Consider the following 18,829-nt stretch of genomic DNA (forward strand, 5'->3'; position numbering starts at 1 on the left):
TCTGCCTGCATCGGCGCCATGTGATGCTCCCGCCACTGCTCTGGCGTCGCGATAAAGCAAGCGACAACAGGCTGACCTGAATCCAACGCCGCTTTGAGTGCCGTGTGGTCTAACGCACGTAAGTCACGTCGAAACCATACTAAAACCATGGTAGCTCCTATCTTTTGTCTACTAAGTTAGGTGTAATTTCTCTATCACTTCAGAGCACCCCATCCGATCACCTAACTGTGCGTGAAGCATTTTGATGGACGCTACTTGTTTAGCAGCTAGCGCTTTGTTGGAGAAAAGGTAGATAAACGAACCATTTTCAACGACCTCGTGATCTAGTAGACCAGAAACATCATCAACCTTATCGATCAAAGTCGTGTGATACCCTTGTTCGCAAAGCTTCGCTGCTTGAATCCAACTCTCAGACTCTCTGTTTTGTTCAAAGCTAATGAGCAGACACTTTCCTTTGGAAGCGGCTTTGTTTTCAGAATCGATAACAAGGGCAAGTCGAGTGATCAAACAAGTCTGAAATAACCCTACCTGTAAAGATCGCAGCGATCCTTTTACCATGTCTAGCGCATCAAATACTGGGCTAATAAACTGATCAATAACGAGTTTTAGTGGATACTCTTTAAGAACAGAGGCAAGTAAACTCTCTGCTTTTCCTCGATTCAGGGTAGACAGCGCAAGCAGCATGTTTTCAACTTCTTCGAGTGTGCGAACCTCGTTTTTGACTTCGACATCGGCGCTTTTTCCTAGCAGCCCCTTCACTTTACCAATCGAAATCCCCTTCGCGAGCCAGCTCTGGACTTCGCGAATCGTATCGAGATCTTGCTGGCGATAAAGTCTGTGTCCTTTTTCAGTTCGCTGAGGTTGGATCAAGTTGTATCTTCGTTGCCAAGCTCTCAGCGTAACTGGTTTTACACCCGTGATGTCTGCGACATCTCGGATCGCGTATAGTTTTTCTTCTGAACTACAAACCATAGCGTAATCTCATCTCCTGCGGATACGGTTCTAAAAACTTCTGTTTTGCTAAATACTCGTCTGGGTAAGTATTTAAGTAATGCTTAATCAATGTAAGTGGTGCTAGCAGAGGCAGCATTCCGATACGGTAGTCGTGAATCACTGTCGCTAACTCTTCTTTTTCTTCTTTAGTTAGTGAGCGTTTGAAGTACCCTTGTAAATGCATCAACACATTTGTGTTGTTTTTGCGGCTAGCCCGATTCGTTAACGCCTTCATAAGTCCTAAACGATACTCTTGGTAAAAGTCTTCAATTTCATAATTAGCGACATCAGCGACTAAGCGGCCAAGGGAGCGGTATGACTCTGGGTGGTGTGCCATTAACGTCAGTTTGTAGCGCGAATGAAAGTCGATGATTTTGCCACGAGTAGGCTCACCATCCATCGAGCCGTAAAAGTCATTTAGACAAAATACTCGAGTAATAAAATTTTCTTTCAATACAGGGTCGTTAAGTCTGCCATCCTCTTCAACAGGCAACCAAGGCATTTTTTGCATCAATGTTTGTGTATACAAGCCAACACCTTCTTTCGCAGCACTGTTCTTGCTGTAAACCTTGACTCGCTCCATGCCACAAGTTGGTGACTTGGCACAAACGATGTAACCACAAAGCTGCTCGCTTTGAAGTTCATCTACTTTATTGGCCGAGTAAGTGAGCATATTGTCGGTATGATCATTTTCTGGATTTTTGGTTTCAACCAATGCAACACGCTCTTCATTAGAAACAAGACGAATTGTTGGACGGGGTACTGGCATACCTACGCCGACTTCAGGGCATACCGAAACAAAGTCAAAATACGGGCTGAGCTCTTTAGTCACAAAGTTGCTCACCTTATGACCAGAGTCAAAACGCACTCGTTCACCCAAAACACACGAACTGATACCTACTTTGATTGAAGATTCCATGATGACGCATCCCTATACAAAAAGTTTTGTTGTATAACTTATAGCAAGCCTTTCCAGATTGTACAAGAAAATAAGTTGTACAATTTAATCGTTTTACTTCACTCGAAAGTATTTCGATCAACCAGCTGTCAGAAAAAAGTTTGGCCCAAAAACAAAGAATTTGTGCGCGCAATCGACAAACTGCTCAAAAGCAAATCGATTGCTCTTTTGATTTCAACAGATTTGGTTATCAATAGTAGTTGCAGTTTCTAAATGCGTGGTTTTTGTGACTAAGCTCTCAAGGGGCTACTGTACGTCCCGATATTATTGCCTCAACGAAAACGAACAAGTTCAACAGAATTGGTAATAGCGTTCTATAATAGAGGCGTTTTATCAAAACAAAACTTTGGAGAGCACTTATGGCAACCCCACACATTAACGCACAACCAGGTGATTTCGCTGAAACAGTTCTAATGCCAGGCGACCCGTTGCGCGCTAAATACATCGCTGAAACGTTCCTAGAAGATGTGAAACAAGTTTGTGACGTTCGCAACATGTTCGGCTTTACTGGCACTTACAAAGGCAAAAAAGTTTCTGTAATGGGCCACGGCATGGGTATCCCGTCTTGCTGTATCTACGTACACGAGCTAATCGCTGAATACGGCGTGAAAAACGTTATCCGTGTGGGTAGCTGTGGTGCAGTACGTGACGACGTGAAACTAATGGACGTTGTTATCGGTATGGGTGCTTCTACAGACTCTAAAGTTAACCGTATCCGTTTCAACAACCACGATTTCGCAGCAATCGCTGATTACGGTCTTCTAGAAGAAGCAGTTAACCAAGCGCGCGCTCAGGAAGTGCCTGTAAAAGTAGGTAACGTATTCTCTGCTGACCTGTTCTACACACCAGAAGCAGACATCTTCGAGAAGATGGAAAAACTAGGCATCCTAGGTGTAGACATGGAAGCGGCTGGTATCTACGGCGTAGCAGCTGACCTAGGCGCGAAAGCACTGACTATCCTGACAGTTTCTGACCACATCATCCGTGGTGAAAAACTAAGCTCAGAAGAGCGTCAGAAGTCGTTCAACGACATGATGAAAGTTGCACTAGAAACTGCAATCAACATCTAAGAACAAATAGTAAGTAATAATTTGCAGCCAGAATTATGCTGGCTGCCCGAATTATCCCGAGGGGGCGATTGTGTCTAACGGCGAACTGCCAAAAGACGCAGATGGGTTACAACTCAACTTTTGTAAAACATTGGCGTGTGACAACTTTGGATTGAGTGATGCAAAGCGTTACGTTCTGCAACATGCGAACCCTAAGCGTCCGGCGATGGTATGCCGTGAATGTGGAGCTTTCCCCCCCTTACTTAATAATCGCGATGTCGTGAACGAACTTCATCGCCTGCGGCACGTCCACAGTGACGGGTTGCCTGCTTGCCGTAATGATGATTGCGACAACTTTGGACTTTCTGTCCACACTCACAAACACCTCTATCACGCTTTCGGTTACAGTGGCGATCGCCAACGTTACCGCTGTAAAGTGTGTCAATGTACCTTTGTCGACAAGTGGTCTGGTGCCAACAAGAAGCTTCAATTTCAAGAGAACTTGATGGGTTTATTGTTTACGGGATATTCCGTACGAGAAATCTGCCGCAAGCTTAGTATTAACCCAAAAACCTTTTACGATCATGTTGACCATATAGCTAGCCGCTGCCGCCGCAAGCTGGCAACCATTGATGCGCGCTGGGTAAACCACGCAACGCATTATGAATTGGCCTCAAACTATATTGCATTGCAACCGAACAGCAATAATGGTGTGTATTGGATTGTTTCTGGCGAAGCGCATTCTGGCTATATTCTTTGCCAGCACGTCAATTATTCCGCTGATGAAGAGCCAATCGCAACTCTCGATCATAATCCTTACGATGAGGTGTCTCGTTTTGTTTCCCAGGAGTACGTAGCGGAAGCAAGTGAGCCGCTTGCGGAACCTTCTCATCACCTCAGAGAGCGAATTGACCAAAAATACCAAACAATTTTGGCTCGCGGTAACGTAGAAGACCCTCTTGGTAATCTATCTGTATTTCATTACCCTTCAAAAGGGGCATTAGTCCGTCCGCCATACACCTCGTATGCACACTATTTGCACGTACTTGATATGTGCTGCCCAAACAAACGTGTATCTCTATACATGCCTCAAGATCCCCTACTACGTTCAGCTGCACTGAGCGTTTGTTTACCTCGTATTAAAGAGAAAAGTGTCGACTTGATGTATGTAGAAGAGGACGCTAGTTGGGACATGAGCACTCCCTTTGGCAAAGTCGATATCGCCTATATGAGTTGGTGGCGCGATCGTTGGGCAATCTCTAGTCAAAACGAAAACCACAAAGGCATTTGCTACCTCGCTGGCGATCAAAATGAGCCTGAAAAATGGTTTAACGTTGCGACAACTCGTCATGTGAAGTTTTATCAAAACCGCTTTCAGATTCTTTTCGAAAGCTTCATTAACGAGCCACGTCGCAAATTACGACCTGCTGGTATTTTACCTCTTTTAGATATATTCAGAGCTTGGCATAATTTGTGCTATCAGGATAAACAAGGTCTTACCGCTGCACAAAGGTTGGAAGTCTCTGATGCACCTTTGACAATCAAACAGCTCCTATCGTAGCTATTCTATTGGTAATTTAGATGTAGTAATTAGGGGTTGTAACGGTATACATTACGGCCCCTGATCGTTTACCAAAACGTTATCCGCATCGCTTTGGTAAAGAAACATGCATCTAACCACTTAATATTAGGTGTGATTTCCAGTTCGATAGTCATGGATGTGAACGTTGGATAAAAACCAAATTCAGCTAGAAGATGATCTCACTAAGCTTAAAGGCCAAATAAAATCGGCCCCTAAACATACCTTTAATATTGCGCAGCAATATCGTATCCGCGCGGAACAAATTTTATTTGTGGACGGAGAGATCAAAGCCTTACTCATCATGGCGCAATGCTGTTGGTGCCTAATGGATTACCGACAAGGCTTAAAACTCGTCAAAGACGCTTACAGCAAACAAACACAGCTTGAAACCGACGATCATCTCCCGGAAATTCTCCATCTTTTTGCACTCCAATATTGGGGCCAAGCAAAGTATTATTCCGCGCAACAATATTGGATTAATGCGCTCGAACAATCTGCTCTTGTTGATGATGTTGAAATTCAAATCGAATCTCTAATTGGGCTTGGTAATGTATGGCGCATCACTAATGAACACCAACTTGCCGCTTCAACTCATGAGTTAGCCGTTAAAGTGGCAAACAATGTTCGTATTGCTTGGTTAGAAGGCAAAGCGCGCATCCTATTAGCTTGGGACTATTACTTACTAAATAAGTTTGTCGAGATGCTTACGGTACTGGATGGAGCAACCGAAGTATTAAAAGATCATGATGACAGTACGTGGCAAGCCGAGATCTGGGACTTTAAAGGGTTAGCACTGCTTGGACTAGAACGCCTTGATGCGGCCGAAGAAGCCACCCAAAAAGCCCACCAGCTCGCCATTGAGCATGACCTCGTTTGGATGAAAGCACACTCTTTTATTAGCCGAGCAAGACTTGAGCTTTTGCGCCAAAATACAGACAGCGCTGCCAAGTTGCTACTTGCAGCAGAAGAGTCTGCACTCAGTTTCGACCACGGTGAGCTACTCAGCCAAATTTGCTTCCAACAATCACGAGTCGCTGAAGAACAAGGTGACTTTGAGTCTGCGTTTAACGCGTTCAAGAAATACCGTAAGCACGCACTCAAAATGCTCAAAGAACAAACTCATCGAATCAGCATGGATAAAGCAAGAGGCTCTAAACGCCAACTAGAGCAGCGAGCACGTAAGCTGATCAATCATATTCGCTCTCAACACGAATACGACCCTGAAAAACAGTTCTCTAATGTCGTTTCTGAGACCTACTGGTGGGAACAGTTAGTTTTGTTTAAAACGGAGCTCAAACGCTCTAACCACGCCATCATTATGATTCAGCATTCAAACCCCGAAGTTCTCGATGTTTGTACCGAGCTCGTTCATGCATTGACAACCTCCAGCGACCTCATCTCGAGAATTTCCAGTAACAGGCTAGCAATGTTAATTGCAGAAAAAGGTCAAGCAGCAGAAGAGGTCTACCGCACTGTCCAAGCGATGTTAGACATCTATCCATGGAAGCGACGCGGAATCAAAGGCCCGAAACCGATACTGTATTTGCAAGATATCCTGACCTTCCCATTCACGTTAGAACAGCTCGAAGAAAGTTATATTGAGGTAATGAAGAATGGAACAACTGCTTAGCAAGGTGACTGACGCAGGTATCGATCCTTCTTCCGTTTCAGGTGAAGAAGCGATTACGCTATGGGAACACATAGGGTTACATATTGCGTCAACAAACCGAGAGAAAGCGCATTGCTATATCATTAGCGCCGAGTATCGAAGAGAGATCAAACAGCTCAACGACAGCATTAGTGAATTGAAACAAGCGCTTGAGTTGCTTGTTTTACCAGAGGATGTAGAAGATATTCTTTCTGTGAAAGCAAGCTTGAGTGAGCGTTTGGTTGAAGTAGGTGACTACAATGCGGCATTAACCGAGTATGTTGCTTCAACCAATATCGCCGTCGAGTACGGCTATATTGATGAGTACGTATTGGCCATTATTGGAATGGGTAATTTGTGCGATGCCCATGGGGATCACCAACGTGCATTACGTTATTATCAAAAAATAGATGCTATCGATCACGCTATTGGCAGTCGATCCCTACGCCTTCGTTACAAGCTGTACATGCTTGCCTGTTATATCAGCTTGAACCGTACCGCAGACGCCAAAGAACTATTGAGTGAATGTGAAGAACTGAGCATTCTCGTCAGTGATAAAAACCTCGCCGCACAAATTCACCTCTACCGAGCCAAATTACATCGTCTGCAAGAAGACTACCCCAATGCGTTGCTGGCTATTTCGAATGTTCAGTATACAACGGGTAGTGCCACGACATACTGGTTATCCACGATGGTCAAAATTGAGACTGCGTATTGTCTAAACGGTGTAGGGCACACTTCTTTAGCTAATTTAACGTTGGACTCCATCAGTAAAAGGATTCAAAAGCAACTATCTCCTATCGTTACTCAGCATTTTTATAACGCGATGAGTCAAGTTTACGCCTCTCAAGGGTTGTATCAAGAAGCATTAAATTGTGAAAAAAAAGCGCATAGAATCGAATCTGATCTTGTAAAACATATTCCGATCGGTGAGTTAGGGTCTGCTCAACTACGCCGACTTTCACGCTTTGAGTTACAACTCAAACTCATTTTGTCAGAGCTAGAAAACAAAGAACTAAAAGAAACCACCAAGCAGCATAAAAATACTGTTGCTCAGCTACAGCAGGACGTCTTTACCGATCCACTTACGTCTTTACACAACCGACGCTGGTTAGAAGTTAAACTAAAAGATCTACTTCTGCACGATACTGCATTTGCATTGATGGTCATCGATATCGATCACTTCAAATCCATCAATGACGAACTAAGCCACTTGGTTGGCGACAAAGCGATCAAAAGTGTGTCACAGGAACTGGCGTCCTACTTCAGATTTAAAGGCGCATCGTGCGTACGATTTGGTGGTGAAGAGTTCCTCGTGATCCTTGAGAATACCCAACTGGAACGCGCAGAAATGCATGCCGAGAATTATCGTGAACGGATTTATCAATATGGTTGGGACGATATTCTTGGTGAACGGGGGCTGACCGTATCCATAGGGATTACCTTGCATCGAGAAGGCGAGAATACTCAGCGAACTTTTTATCGTGCAGACAAAGCTCTTTATCGCGCCAAAGCCAATGGCAGAAACCAAGTCTGTACCGAACTTTAAACCATGCCCCGGTTGACACCTGGGGCTTTAGTATACTTTTTACTTATCCTTCCTATATCACTTCACTGCTTGTTTAAATAAGTACTCAGCAACACCTTAACTGCCAATAAACATCAGTGGATACTTACATCGCATAAACATAATTCCTACATAAAAACCGCTTGATTCATCTGTAGTTAAGACAAATACTTAAATTGTTAATTTACGTAGATTTTCCATTTCGCAATACGCACAGGTAGGTAAGATGTTTCTAGACTATTTTGCACTTGGGTTACTCATCTTCGTTGCTTTAGTGATCTTTTACGGAATCATTGTCATCCATGATATTCCATATGAAATCGCCAAAGAGAGAGAGCACCCGCACCAAGACGCAATTCACTACGCTGGCTGGGTCAGCCTTTTCACTTTGCATGCGCTGTGGCCATTTTTATGGATCTGGGCAACATTATGGCGCAAGGAACGCGGCTGGGGTTTTAAACAACTAGAACAAGAAACACACGACATTCATCACCGCCTTGAAGAACTCATTGATGAAGTCAACGAACTCAAAAACCAAGTATCGATGTTGAAACAACAAAAGATTCAGCAAAAGCCTTTGCCTGAACAAAGTAAAGAGGACGAATAATGGACTTATTGCTGATTCTGACTTACGCCGCTCTTTGTATTGCCATTTTTAAAATTTTCAATATTCCTCTAAACAAATGGACCGTTCCAACCGCCGTACTTGGCGGCGTAGTGTTAGTGGGCACACTCGTGCTGCTTATGAACTACAACCACCCATTTACTCAATTGGGTAACCAAGTGTTCCCGACTACGCCTATCGTCTCTGGCGTGCGTGGCCGCGTGGTGGAAGTGCCAGTCCAAGCCAACCAACCGCTCAAAACGGGCGATATTCTTTTCAAAATCGATCCTGTGCCTTTTGAAGCAGAAGTTGCTCGCCTTGAAGCGAAAGTCAAAGAAGCAAGCCAAGGTGCGTTGGGTTTAGAGTCTGATCTAAGAGAAGCAGAAGCTGCTGTATTGAAAGCGCAAGCGGACAGAGATAAAGCACAAAGGGAGTTTAGCCGATATCAAAGGGGCTTTGATCGTGGCGCGTTTACTGAACAAGATTTAGATACTCGACGCCAAGCGTATAAAGCGGCAGAAGCCATGTTAGACGTTGCGATTTTGCAACAAGAACAAGCGCAAATCGCTCTGGACTCTGAAATCGGAGGCGAAAATACCCAAGTCGCGCAACTTCTTGCCGAGCTGCGTAAAGCAGAGTTTAACCTAGAGCAAACCGTCGTTCGTGCGCCAACCGATGGTTACGTTACGCAATTGGCTTTGCGTCCTGGTGTTATGGCTGTGCCGTTGCCACTTGCCCCGGCAATGACCTTCGTACATACCGAAGACATTACGTACACCGCGGCATTCAGACAGAACTCATTACAACGCTTGAAGCCAGGCTTTGAAGCAGAATTTATGTTCCGCGCAATTCCGGGCAAAGTGTTCCGTGGCGAAGTCATTGACGTGATTCCAGCCATTGGTGAAAGCCAAATTCAAGCGCGAGGCGCTCTGCTTGGGACTGATGCCTTGCGCACGAGCGGACGTGTTTTTGCGAAGCTGAAAATTACCGACGACTTGAGTGGATACCACCTACCAATGGGTACTGCGGTTGAAGTTGCAGTTTATTCAGACAGCTTTACTCACGTATCAGTGATGCGCAAAGTGCTTATTCGTATGAAGAGCTGGCAGAACTATTTATACCTCGACCATTAATGAACATATAGCGCATTCATTTATTGGTAAAAATAACATCAAACCGTGTAATCAGGGGCTGACGATCAGCCCCTGATTCATTCTAGCCATCCAGATAGATAGCATTCCCACTTTTATTAATATTCTGTATAATGCGCGCCTTATTTTTAATGCTTGCTAAAACCAAAGCCAGTCAAAGGGATGCGTGAATCAAATCACACATTTCCTGAAGAAAAATAGAGCAAACAATAAGCAGCTTGGTTGTTTTGAATATATGTTACACAATCAAATAACTAACGCTTTCCAACAATATAAATGAACGTTCTTTAAAATCGACTATTGAACTGAGGTTATCTATGAATCTTTCCGCTAAAACTGTTGTGGTTATTGCAATCGGTGCTGCTCTTTACGGTATCGGCGGCTTACCTATGTTTGGCATCCCTGTGTTTGCAAACACAACGCTAAAACCAGCAATGGCAGTATTAGCATTGTTCTCAGTACTATTTGGACCACTTGTTGGCTTCTTGGTTGGTTTTATTGGTCACTGGGTTACTGACCTATTTGCAGGTTGGGGCGTATGGCTCACTTGGGTACTTGGTTCAGGTATTGTTGGTTTGATTATCGGTCTATTCCCTTCTCTAACGCGCTACCGTTTGGAGAAAGGTGATTTCAATATGAAAGACTTCGCGTTATTCGTAGTACTTGCGCTATTAGGCAACGTATTTGGTTACGGTTGCTCTGCATTCCTCGACACGATTTTATACGCAGAACCGTTCACTAAAGTGTTTACCCAGCTTTCTATTATCGCGATCGGTAACACCATTCTTATTGCTATTGTTGGCTTCTTCATTCTTAAGTCTGTCGCTAAACGTAACAAGCAAAGCCGTAACTTAACAGAGGCTTAATGTCGAATGACAATCGAATTTTCTAACTTCTCTTTTAGATATGAGTCGCTGGACAAACCGACGCTAAAAAATATCAATCTAAGGATAGAGAAAGGAGAGAAAATCGTCATTATCGGTCCAAGTGGTAGTGGTAAATCTACTCTTGGGCAATGTCTTAACGGACTGATCCCACACGCAATCAAAGGGGAAACCAGTGGAACATTGACCATCAATGGTCAAGACACCGCCCCTTTCGACATGCACCAATACACTGAGCAAGTTGGCACCGTACTCCAAGATACGGACAGCCAATTTGTCGGTTTGAGCATTGGCGAAGACATTGCATTTGCGCTGGAAAACCAGCTAACTTCAAATATCGACATGTACCCATTGGTCAAAGCCACGGCCAAAATGGTCGACTTGGAACAGATGTTAGATCGCTCTCCCCACGATTTATCTGGCGGGCAGAAACAGCGTGTTTCTTTGGCGGGCATTCTCGTCGATGACGTCGATATCCTTTTGTTTGATGAACCACTAGCTGCGCTTGACCCTAAAACGGGTAAAAAAACCATCGAGATCATCGATGATCTACACCGCGAAACGGACAAAACCATAGTAATCATTGAACATCGTCTTGAAGACGTTCTGCATTGCTCAGTTGACCGTATTATCTTGATGGAAAGCGGCGAAATCATTACCGATACAACGCCAGATGAAATTTTAGCGTCGCCTCTACTAGAAGATTACGGCATCCGCGAACCGCTTTATATTTCAGCACTGAAAGAAGCAGGCTGCGCGATTGAGGGCGATGCAAAACCTTCTAGCTTAACTACCTTACCGTTGGAGCAATATAAACCAGCGGTACAAGCATGGTTTGATGGTTCAACAGCACAACCACCTAAAACGCCAGCCGAGACTTTGCTTGAAGTCCGTGGCCTCACCTATTCTTACGACGGTGAGAAAAACGCGTTAGAAGACGTGAGTTTTGACATCAAGTGTGGCGAGTTTGTCTCTGTACTTGGCAAAAATGGCTCGGGTAAATCGACCATCACCAAACTGATTATGGGCGTTATTGAAGCGGATAGCGGCTCAATGAGCATGAATGGTCAAGATCTTAACGAACTGACCATCTTCGAGCGTAGCCAGAAAGTGGGTGTGGTGATGCAAAACCCGAATCACATGATTTCCCATCACATGATTTTCGACGAAGTGGCCTTCGGCCTCCGTAATCGTGGCGTTGAAGAGAAACAAATCGACGCTAAAGTACTTGAAGTCCTAGAGCTGTGCGGTTTGAGCAAATACCGTCACTGGCCAATCGAAGCATTGAGCTACGGCCAGAAAAAGCGCGTAACCATTGCGTCAATTTTGGTCTTGGAACCAGAGCTTCTGATCCTTGATGAACCGACGGCAGGTCAGGACTATCGAAACTACACGTCTATGCTGAGTTTCATCGAAAAGCTCAATCGCGAGTTGGGCGTAACCGTAATGATCATCTCTCATGACATGCATTTAGTGTTGGAATACACCTCGCGCTCTATCGTGATTGCAGACAGTAAATTAGTCGCGGATGCACCAATGACGCAGGTATTCAGCAGTCCAGAGCTACTAGACCAAGCAAACCTCACTACCACAAGTTTGTTTGAGTTGGCTACGAAAGTTGGTATCGAGGACACCAATGGCTTTATGCAGCACTTTATCAATGTAGAAAAAGCGCACCGCCAACAAAAAAGCGACGACGTAAACCAACTAGAGAAAGCGGTGGCATGAAAGACAATAAGATGAAGTTTGGTATCAACTACATCGATACCCAATCGCCACTTCATAAGTTGAATGGCATTACTAAGTTCTTGCTTTTCATTGCTTGGGTAACGGTGGTATTGACCACATTTGACTTGCGAATCATCGCGCTGTTGATCGTGCTGGGTTTGGGCTTATTGAAAATGACCAAAGTGCCCTTTCATGTCTACAAACCGCTGTTATTCGGTACAGGTACGGTATTACTGATCAATGCCCTGTTTATGTTCGCGTTAGCACCGCAACAAGGTACTGAGTTCATGGGTTCATCAACGGTTTTACTCTCGTTACCCGGTAATTACTCGCTCACTCAAGAGACATTGTTTTACCTAGTAACAGTGACGTTGAAGTACTTCAGCATGTTCCCAATCGCATTGGTGTTTGTATTTACCACTCATCCGACAGAGTTTTCAGCCAGCTTGAACCGTTTAGGTGTGCCTTACAAAATCGCCTATGCCGTAAGCTTAACGCTGCGCTACTTGCCGGAAGTGAAAAAGGACTTTGTTAACATCATGCACGCGCAACAAGCACGCGGAGTAGAACTGAGCAAGAAGGCTCCGTTGTTCAATCGTATGAAGAACGTCGCGAAGATTCTTGGACCTCTGATTTTCTCTAGTTTAGACAGAGCCGATCAAATCTCAAACGCGATGACGCTACGTGGTTTTGGCCGCCACTCCTCTCGCACTTGGTACAGCTTAAAACCACTGACCAAAGCCGATATGATCTGCATGGCTGGGATTGCGGTGATAGTGATTGCTGCGATCAGCAAGCGTGTGATGGACACACAACTGTTCTGGTATCCGTTTTAAATTCTGAAGCTTCAAACTGAACATAACGTGGTTAGTGTTGTGACCACGTTATCTTCCGTCTTTCCCCTCGATAACTCACCTGTTGGCTTCTTGCTTGCGAGTGTTCAAAAGAAGCGGTAATTTCAGCGGCTCGCTGATGTGCCAGAAAGTTGCTTATTTAAACGACCAACATGAACTAAACTCATCAGTTTTATCAGGGGCTTAATGATCAACTGCGCACTGCCTACAATGAAAAGCCAAGTACCACTTTCAATCAACGAATCATTCAAAAAGAAAAAGCTACCAATTAAAAACCAAATAGCAATGAGTAGGTCGTTTGCAGCTCCTAACGCCTCATAGCGGCGCTGAATAACGATGTGACGGCTTCCTAGATCTAAATCCAACTCTCTGCCATGTATCTGCACTGTATAGATCCCCTCTTATTGTTTCGCGTCAGTTATGCCCAAGTTATTTCGAAATACTTAGTTCTAAACCCTAACGGACGTGGCATGCATTGACAACCATTGGAGGGATTATCTATTTGCAATCAAAAGAAAAGGGCGCATAAGCACCCTTTTCAGCGAGTCTAATTACAGGTATTCACTTCAATGGCTAGATAGTGAGTGCCAACTTAACTCCACTTCAACAAGCGAGTTTCGTTGCCTTCTTCCGGCTTGGCTGGAATATTGAGTGACAACAGCAAGCTCACTGCTGCCATACCAGCGCCGATGTAAAATACGCTCGCAGGTGAAACAAGCCAAATGACACCAAACGTAACAGGTATTACAACTGCAGCAATATGGTTAATCGTAAACGCAACGCCTGCGGTCGACGCCATATCGGCAGGATCGGCAATTTTCTGGAAGTAGGTTTTAATCGCAAGCGCTAACGCGAAAAATAAATGATCGACAACATACAATGCTGCCGCCCACTCTGCCGTTTGCACCAAACCGTACCCGACGAACACGAAGATCAAACCGACGTATTCAAACATCAACGCTTTGCGCTCACCAACAACGCCGATAAAACGGCCTATTCGCTTCGCAAACAAGAAGTTAAAGACATAGTTAATCAGGAACAGCAACGTAATATCTGCGGCGGAGTAACCAAACTTTTCTACCATCAAGAAACCAGCGAACACCGTAAAAATTTGACGGCGTGCTCCACTCATAAACGTAAGCGCATAGTATAACCAGTAACGTTTACGCAGGATGAGCTTCTTGTTCTGAGGCACTTTTGTCTTAAATTGTGGGAAGGCAAATGCCATCACCAAAATGAGCACAAAACCTAAACCACCAGCCATTAAATAGACCGTTTTAAAATCAAGTTTGAGCTGTTCGAGCGAAACCCAAATGGCGCCGTAGGTAAACAGAGAAGCCAAAGCTCCAACAGAAATAAACTTACCCAGCATTTCTGGCGCTTCTTCTTTAGATAGCCATTGTAAAGACAAAGACTGCTTGAGTGTTTCAAAGTAATGGAAGCCGGTGGACATTAACAAGGTTGTAAAAAGTAGACCGTACAAAGTGGGAAAATAACCTGTTAATGCCGTACCAAGCGTAAGCATCGCCAAAGAGACGAGCATAAAGCGTTGCTCTCGGATAAACAGCAATACAAACACGGCGGTAAAGGCCAAAAAACCCGGAATTTCGCGCACACTTTGCAATAAGCCTATGTCTGCACCATCAAAGTTTGCTTTCTCGATAACAAAGTTGTTCAACAACGCCATCCAGGTAGAAAAAGCAATGGGCACGATAATGGAAATTAACAGGAGGAAATTTTGCGGCGTTCTCCAGCCGTGCGATGAGGTAGTCATGATGTTTCCTTTAAATATGAAGGCATCATCATAGCTTTAAATGTAACAAATTCGCAATATCATTATTATTTTAAGCCCAGAGCAAGCAGATATGGCTGAGGAATATTGTTATGAAGATAAACATCGCGCTTAACTCCTTGGCTAAGCGCGATGTTCAAGTATCAAGAGAAATAAAGCATGAGTAAATGTGCTCAGTGGCTTAATCAATGACTTTTACTGATAGGCGATTTTTAAATTCAAACACATGTTCTGGACATACATCCAAACAACGACCACAGCTAATGCAGTTTTGATCCATAACTCGACGATCTCCCTCTTTCAAAGGCTGCCGAAGCACTTCTGGTTCTGGGCAAACGTAAAAGCAATCCATGCATTTGGTGCAATCTTCGCGCCGAACAACAGTAACGCGCAACAGGCTTTTTCGGCCTATCACGCCATAGGTAGCCCCCAGTGGACATAAGTGCCCACACCACCCATGCTCAACCAAGAGTAAATCCAACACAAACACTAGGGCGATCAACACCCAACCTGCGCCCATACCAAACACCAACCCGCGATGCAGTGCCGCCACTGGATCTAACCATGTCCAAAGAATTGCGCCAGACAGCGCACTGCCCAACATCAAAACAGGGATCAGCCAATAACGAATCACGGGAGACCAACGATAGCTCGCTTTAATGTTGAGCTTTCGACGCAACCACGCCGCCAAGTCTGTCACGATGTTCAACGGGCACACCCAAGCACAAAATGCGCGCGGCGCCAAAATCGCGTAAAACACCACGACAATCACTACGCCTAACAACGCATTAAACTCCGGAACATGCCCTGTCGCCAAAGCTTGAAGCACAATTAACGGGTCACTTAACGGCACGGTATCGAGCAACATACTTGATGACAGATTACCAGTTAGAATTCCCAGCGTCGGCCCAGCCATAAATAGCGCAATGATGGTGAACTGACATAGCCGACGTAAAATCAAAAACCGATGCGCGCGCCACCAACCAAGCTTTTCAAGCGCTTCTTTGCCAGCATTTTGAGCTAAATTCTTTGCCATTACTTACCTCCTTTTAGCGATTCAAGCGCACCTTCCGGCACAGGCGTCTCACTAGGGAGGATATTTTCGAGTGGTTTGTCGAGCTCTTTCCAACCAAAATTGTAGTGGCTGCCCACTTTGCCTTTCGCCAAATCCGTCGGGACGACTTTAATAGCAGCGACATCCAACACGCACGCTTGTTCACACTTACCACATCCGGTACACACTTCGGAATTCACTGTAGGGATAAGTTTGGCGTGATAGCCAGTTCGATCGTTGTGAACCATCTCTAACGTGATGGCTTCATCAATCAGCGGACAAACGCGATAACAAACGTCGCATCGTAACCCTTGCCAGTTAAGGCAAGTTTCATGGTCAATAAGAACCGCTGTACCCATTCGAGCATCATCAATATCGGTTAGTTTCGGATCCAGCGCCCCACTCGGACAAGCGACAACACAAGGAATGTCTTCGCACATTTCGCAGGGAATATCGCGTGCAGTAAAGTAAGGTGAGCCAGTCGCGACGGGTGAAAGTAATGTCGCAAGTTTCAAGGTATCGTAAGGACATGCCTGAACACACAAGCCACATCGAATACAAGCTGATTCGAAATCGCCTTCCGGCAGTGCACCAGGCGGACGAATAGGCACACCTTTGGTTTCTCGAGCTTGGCTTTGTAGCGATTGTAAGCCCAATACACACGCAGCTGCGCCAACACCAGCCGCAGTTCGAGCTGTATCACGCAAAAATCGGCGCCGACTTTGCGATATTTTAGACTGAGAGGATTTCATGCTATTTCCTCAACAAAACTCCCTTATCAAGTTAAGCATAAATAGCCCTAAACGTGTCGTTTCCCTATACCTCATAGGAGGTAACCCCATCCTCTATTGATTCAAGTCAACTGACGCACAGTGCCGTCATCACAGTTTGACTAAATGCGTTTATTTACTGCGACATGAAATTCACCACGATACTCTGCAGTACGCACCATTCTCAGTACAATAATTCAACACCTTTGCAATCTATTCGCTCAATTCGATGATAAATCACTACTGAAAATTAAAAAAAAGACATCATAACAAGCTAATTTAAAAGGCATTTATCCATTAAACATAAAAAAATACTATCCAAATAAGAAAACTGTGGTTAGATTAAAAATTAAAACTAAAAAGCGAAGGAGAGAGGCATGGAAATTATCGTACGTCCAACGACCGTCGAAGACGCAGCGGCACTCGTAGAAATCTATTCACAACCAAAAGCACAGCGTGAAACCCTGCAACTCCCAAAGCCTTCGCTCGCGATGTGGGTGGAAAGATTGTCAAACATACCTGATGGTGTTTATAGCTATGTCGCTGAAATTGATGGTAAAGTCGTCGGTAATATTGGCTTTCACCACTCTCTACGTCCAAGAACGATGCACACGGCATCGTTTGGCATCGGAGTACATGATAGTTTCCACGGACTCGGTATTGGTAGCAAATTGATAGAAACAGTCACTGAACTAGCAGATAACTGGTTAAATGTGAGAAGAATTCAGATAGAGGTCAATGCCGATAACGACGCCGCCATTGGGCTTTATAAAAAGCATGGATTTCAAATTGAGGGTGAAGCGATTGACGGTTCCTTCCGTGATGGTGAATTCATCAATACCTATTACATGGCGCGCATCAGACCAGGCCAAAGATAAAACAAAGCCTCCTACTAATTGGAGGCTTTTCTTTTTAAACTTCGACTCACTTTCGTAAGTAAGCCAACGCTCTGCGAGTCAATGCTTCTGTGTAGGGATTGATCTTCCAGTGGTCGGAACTCCAACCTTTCACAAATCGCTGAAAGTCTGCCCAAGCCACAGCAAACAAAGGACGCCATTCACGCTCGACTTCATTAGGGTCAAGATTCGGTTGATAGACCATTAGCGCGTATTGCAACTGAGCAAAATACGTATCCAAAACCCAAACTTCCATCTCTGCACAACGTTCTGGCTTAACGGCGCTACTCATAAACAGTGCCACATCTTTCATTGCACACCCACATCCAACGTATTGAAAGTCAACCGCAGCAACGCTTGATTCTTCTTCATCAAAACAGAAGTTCGCCAATTTGGCATCACCATGTACTAGTGTTTTAAACTTAGCTTGCGAAAGCGTTTGATCAATCAATTGAGCCGCATTTTGTAGCTCAGTGTCTTGCAATGCTTCAAGCTCGTCGGGTCTGGTTGCTAAGTGCCAGTATGTACCGGTATGCCACAACTTATCCGAACGAACATCGATGTATCGCGCATGAAAGTTCGCCAACCAAGTGAGGCAGGCTTGTAGATGCTTTAGCTGTGCATCTGTGATGACTTTTGGAAAGCCCACCTCGGCGAGATCTTCCATCACAATGAGCCATTCATTCTCCGATTGGAACGTTTTTAGACCTTGTGGTACTCGGCAGCGAGTATCCACCCCTCCGGAAAAATACTCATACCAATTCACTTCCACCTGATAAGAGTGCAACTTTCTTTGATGAGAACGGTCCGTATTCCAGCCTCTAGGATGCTCTGAAGGCTTAGGGAGTTTTACATGCTTAATGATCACCGAACGAGTAGAATAAGTAACTTGGACTAACTCTCCATAGCCTCCCCATAGCGATTGTATGACTTCTACAGAGCGGTAATTACCTAGATTGAGTTCCTGGCCAATATTTTGGTAGCGTTGGTGGTTGTTAGTCATCATGCGAGCAGATGTGACCACGTTTGGTTCTTCTCCATGTAGTGAATAACATATGGGCAAACTGGTTTGATTTGATAACCGAGTGACTCAATTTCTGGCAACACCGCTTCCATCATCACTTTTCCGTACCCCTTACCTCGCAGTGCTTCAGGAACAACCGTTGATGTAATGTGCATGACATTACCCTTAAGCTGATAAATTAACTTGGCTTTATAGCCCTGCTCTAAATCAACCCAGAATGTACTATTCGTGGCTTCATGAGTTACTTTATGCATATCTTGCTCTCTAATTTTTGT

19 protein-coding genes are annotated in these 18,829 nt (G+C 44.6%); 10 read left to right on the forward strand and 9 right to left on the reverse strand.

The window, feature by feature from the left end:
* The 3 genes from IQP38_RS26485 to IQP38_RS16370 all read right to left on the reverse strand — a co-directional run.
* On the reverse strand, positions 1 to 149 hold a 149-nt coding region (locus tag IQP38_RS26485), incomplete at its 3' end, for a deoxyribodipyrimidine photo-lyase (protein ID WP_193843551.1).
* 22 nt (positions 150 to 171) lie between these two features.
* Complete coding sequence (locus IQP38_RS16365; RefSeq protein ID WP_193837765.1) at positions 172 to 972, reverse strand: MerR family transcriptional regulator; 801 nt, start codon at positions 970 to 972, stop codon at positions 172 to 174.
* Entirely contained in the window at positions 962 to 1,912 is a 951-nt protein-coding gene (locus IQP38_RS16370) for a YbgA family protein (RefSeq protein WP_053350049.1), read from the reverse strand. The genes IQP38_RS16365 and IQP38_RS16370 overlap by 11 nt, the downstream gene beginning before the upstream one ends.
* A gap of 398 nt (positions 1,913 to 2,310) precedes the next feature.
* Between IQP38_RS16370 and deoD the strand changes: the two genes are divergently transcribed.
* From deoD to IQP38_RS16415, 9 genes are all read left to right on the forward strand, one after another.
* Positions 2,311 to 3,021, forward strand: coding sequence for a purine-nucleoside phosphorylase (gene deoD, locus IQP38_RS16375; RefSeq protein WP_005375140.1), 711 nt, complete (start codon positions 2,311 to 2,313; stop codon positions 3,019 to 3,021).
* Between the two features lie 70 nt (positions 3,022 to 3,091).
* Positions 3,092 to 4,561, forward strand: a complete 1,470-nt coding sequence (locus IQP38_RS16380) for a lactate dehydrogenase (protein ID WP_017635476.1) — start codon at positions 3,092 to 3,094, stop codon at positions 4,559 to 4,561.
* Between the two features lie 166 nt (positions 4,562 to 4,727).
* A complete protein-coding gene (locus IQP38_RS16385; RefSeq protein ID WP_005375137.1) occupies positions 4,728 to 6,212 on the forward strand; it encodes a hypothetical protein in 1,485 nt (494 codons plus the stop codon).
* Positions 6,196 to 7,779 (forward strand): GGDEF domain-containing protein, encoded by a 1,584-nt coding sequence (locus IQP38_RS16390; RefSeq protein ID WP_017820511.1) that lies wholly within the window; start codon positions 6,196 to 6,198, stop codon positions 7,777 to 7,779. The genes IQP38_RS16385 and IQP38_RS16390 overlap by 17 nt, the downstream gene beginning before the upstream one ends.
* Positions 7,780 to 8,023: 244 nt before the next feature.
* Positions 8,024 to 8,404, forward strand: a complete 381-nt coding sequence (locus tag IQP38_RS16395) for a DUF3302 domain-containing protein (RefSeq protein ID WP_064376388.1) — start codon at positions 8,024 to 8,026, stop codon at positions 8,402 to 8,404.
* A complete protein-coding gene (locus IQP38_RS16400) occupies positions 8,404 to 9,534 on the forward strand; it encodes an HlyD family secretion protein (RefSeq protein WP_005375134.1) in 1,131 nt (376 codons plus the stop codon). Before IQP38_RS16395 ends, IQP38_RS16400 begins: the two co-directional genes overlap by 1 nt.
* A gap of 335 nt (positions 9,535 to 9,869) precedes the next feature.
* Positions 9,870 to 10,418, forward strand: coding sequence for an ECF-type riboflavin transporter substrate-binding protein (locus IQP38_RS16405; protein WP_005375133.1), 549 nt, complete (start codon positions 9,870 to 9,872; stop codon positions 10,416 to 10,418).
* Between the two features lie 6 nt (positions 10,419 to 10,424).
* On the forward strand, positions 10,425 to 12,164 hold the full coding sequence (locus IQP38_RS16410) for an ABC transporter ATP-binding protein (RefSeq protein ID WP_186585108.1): 1,740 nt from the start codon (positions 10,425 to 10,427) through the stop codon (positions 12,162 to 12,164).
* A complete protein-coding gene (locus tag IQP38_RS16415; protein ID WP_005383942.1) occupies positions 12,161 to 13,000 on the forward strand; it encodes an energy-coupling factor transporter transmembrane component T family protein in 840 nt (279 codons plus the stop codon). Before IQP38_RS16410 ends, IQP38_RS16415 begins: the two co-directional genes overlap by 4 nt.
* 122 nt (positions 13,001 to 13,122) lie before the next feature.
* Here the strand turns inward: IQP38_RS16415 and IQP38_RS16420 are convergent, their stop codons facing one another.
* The 4 genes from IQP38_RS16420 to napG all read right to left on the reverse strand — a co-directional run bounded on the left by IQP38_RS16420 (position 13,123) and on the right by napG (position 16,616).
* On the reverse strand, positions 13,123 to 13,404 hold the full coding sequence (locus IQP38_RS16420) for a YrhK family protein (RefSeq protein WP_025768568.1): 282 nt from the start codon (positions 13,402 to 13,404) through the stop codon (positions 13,123 to 13,125).
* Between the two features lie 206 nt (positions 13,405 to 13,610).
* Positions 13,611 to 14,792, reverse strand: coding sequence for an MFS transporter (locus tag IQP38_RS16425; protein WP_005375129.1), 1,182 nt, complete (start codon positions 14,790 to 14,792; stop codon positions 13,611 to 13,613).
* Positions 14,793 to 14,991: 199 nt separating this feature from the next.
* Positions 14,992 to 15,846, reverse strand: coding sequence for a quinol dehydrogenase ferredoxin subunit NapH (napH, locus tag IQP38_RS16430; RefSeq protein WP_193837766.1), 855 nt, complete (start codon positions 15,844 to 15,846; stop codon positions 14,992 to 14,994).
* Entirely contained in the window at positions 15,846 to 16,616 is a 771-nt protein-coding gene (gene napG / locus IQP38_RS16435; RefSeq protein ID WP_064376387.1) for a ferredoxin-type protein NapG, read from the reverse strand. The genes napH and napG overlap by 1 nt, the downstream gene beginning before the upstream one ends.
* A gap of 395 nt (positions 16,617 to 17,011) precedes the next feature.
* Here napG and IQP38_RS16440 point away from each other — a divergent pair, with 395 nt between their 5' ends.
* Complete coding sequence (locus tag IQP38_RS16440) at positions 17,012 to 17,512, forward strand: GNAT family N-acetyltransferase (RefSeq protein ID WP_017820512.1); 501 nt, start codon at positions 17,012 to 17,014, stop codon at positions 17,510 to 17,512.
* A 46-nt stretch (positions 17,513 to 17,558) separates the two neighbouring features.
* Here IQP38_RS16440 and IQP38_RS16445 read toward each other — a convergent pair whose 3' ends face one another.
* Complete coding sequence (locus IQP38_RS16445) at positions 17,559 to 18,536, reverse strand: phosphotransferase (protein ID WP_193837841.1); 978 nt, start codon at positions 18,534 to 18,536, stop codon at positions 17,559 to 17,561.
* Entirely contained in the window at positions 18,533 to 18,808 is a 276-nt protein-coding gene (locus tag IQP38_RS16450) for a GNAT family N-acetyltransferase (RefSeq protein ID WP_104976440.1), read from the reverse strand. Before IQP38_RS16450 ends, IQP38_RS16445 begins: the two co-directional genes overlap by 4 nt.
* Between the last annotated feature and the right edge of the window lie 21 nt (positions 18,809 to 18,829).

This window comes from Vibrio sp. OPT41, assembly GCF_015163595.1.
GTDB lineage: Bacteria > Pseudomonadota > Gammaproteobacteria > Enterobacterales > Vibrionaceae > Vibrio > Vibrio alginolyticus.